Source organism: Micromonospora sp. RTP1Z1 (assembly GCF_033804685.1).
Taxonomy (GTDB): domain Bacteria; phylum Actinomycetota; class Actinomycetes; order Mycobacteriales; family Micromonosporaceae; genus Micromonospora.
The window spans coordinates 1-1,958 of record NZ_JAPFQV010000124.1; the positions used below are offsets into that span (position 1 = coordinate 1).

The window sequence follows — 1,958 nt, forward strand, 5'->3', positions numbered from 1 at the left end:
GGCGTTCATCCGCACCGGAATCACCAACGCCGGATCCGAAGGCACCAACCGAGTCATCAAAACCGTCGCCCGCAACGCCTACGGCTTCCGCAACCCCATCAACCAACGCCTACGAACACGCTGCGCACCACCCGGAAAAGCCGCGGACACCTCAACCCCCACTAACTTCGCTGAGCCCCCATTGTCCGCCTTGCTGCATGCATAACGCGACATGCCGATCGTGGCAAATTGCTCCGCCATGACCGTTGTGCACCTACCCTGTGGCAGGAGCGTGCCGCAGGGCAAGGACCCGGCCATGCGGGAGAGCGGGGTGCGCAGCACCGGGTGGCAGAGGGGATACGTTGGTGGTTCGGCAGGCCAGAACTGTCATCGCGCTAGCCGTTGCCGGCGCGGTGGCGCTGTCCGGGATGGTGGCACTGAATCTCGCGTCCGCCGCGACCGGGCTCCTCGACCGGCAGGGCACGTACTCGCTCTGGAACGACTCGGCCACGCCAAAGATCATTGCCCACCGCGATGCGCAGGCGGTGGAGTTGGGCGTCCGGTTCACTGCAGACCGGGACGGCGAGATTCACGGTGTCCGCTACTACAAGTCCGAGTCGAATACCGGGGTGCATCACGGGAGTCTCTGGACGGCCGACGGGTCGCGGCTGGCCAGGGTCCAATTCGAGAACGAGACCAGATCCGGCTGGCAGTATGCAGCCTTCTCGCGTCCGGTGACCATCAGAGCGAATGCTGTCTACGTGGCGTCCTACCACACCCGGGTAGGCGGCTACTCCGCCGACAACAACTACTTCTCGGCGCGCCACAGTAGTGGCCCGCTGAGCGCCCCGGCCGACGGCGCGTACCGCCCCAACGGCGCATACAAGTACGGCGAGAGCGGGTTCCCGAGGCGCAGCTACCAGGCCACGAACTACTGGGTGGATGTGGTCTTCAAACCCCGTGCCTCGGCCACGCCCACCCCGGCGCCCCCCAGTCCCACCGCCACCGCGCGTCCGACGCCGAGTGTTTCTGGGTCGGTGACGGCGGTGCCGTCGCCGAGTGCGTCGGGGTCGGTGACGTCGTCGGCTGGTGGGTCGCCGTCGGTTTCGCCGTCGGTGAGTGTGTCGCCGGGGGTGCGGTGTCCTGTCGGGAGGCCGCATGTTCCGGGTGGGTCGAATGGGTCGGGTGGCTGTTGGCCGGGGCCGGGTACCACGGGGGTCCCTGTCGGTACCTTGTTGACCACGTATGCCGGCCCGTGCACGATGACGGACTCCACGCCGAAGGCGGCGAGGATCATCGATTCGAAGATTGTGAACTGCGATCTGCGGCTGTTGACCTCAGGCGTGATCATCCGTAAGAGCAAGGTCAACGGGACGATCTCCAACGATGAGGAGCTGAATTACTCCTTCACGTTGGAAGATTCCGAGGTCGATGGCGGGCTCGTGGAGCAGCCGGCGGTCTGGCACACCAACATGACGATCCTGCGCTCGAACATCCATGGTGGTCAGACCAGCGTGAGTTGCTGGTGGAACTGTGTGGTGCGGGATTCCTGGCTGCATGGCCAGAAGATCAATCCTGGCAGTTCGGCGCACCTGGGGGGTTTCCTGTCCAACGGCGGTAAGGGGGTGACGTTGGTGAACAACTCGATTGTCTGTGACAGCCCGGGAGACGGCGCAGGTGGTGGCTGCTCGGGGGACGTCAACCTGTTCGGTGACTTCGAGCCGATCTCCACCGTCCTGGTCGACCGTAACCTGTTGGGTGCGAACACGGAGATCTCGTTCTGCGTCTACGGCGGTGACGGTCCGTCGAAGCCGTACCACACCGATCACGTGGTCTTCAGCAACAACGTCGTCCAACGCGGTAACAACGGCAAATGCGGATACTACGGTCCGGTCACCGGCTTCGACCCCAACCGTCCGGGCAACCTGTGGCAGAACAACAGGTGGGACGACGGCACCACCCTCAACTCCGCCTACTGA

At 64.6% G+C, this 1,958-nt stretch carries 2 protein-coding genes; both read left to right on the forward strand.

What is annotated here, in order from left to right; all coding sequences use genetic code 11:
* A partial coding sequence (locus tag SLP03_RS31305; protein WP_413644776.1) for a transposase occupies nt 1-205 on the forward strand: 205 nt, incomplete at its 5' end.
* 139 nt (nt 206-344) lie between these two features.
* Nucleotides 345-1,958: a DUF4082 domain-containing protein gene (locus SLP03_RS31310; RefSeq protein WP_319464246.1), complete on the forward strand. Its 1,614-nt coding sequence runs from the start codon at nt 345-347 to the stop codon at nt 1,956-1,958.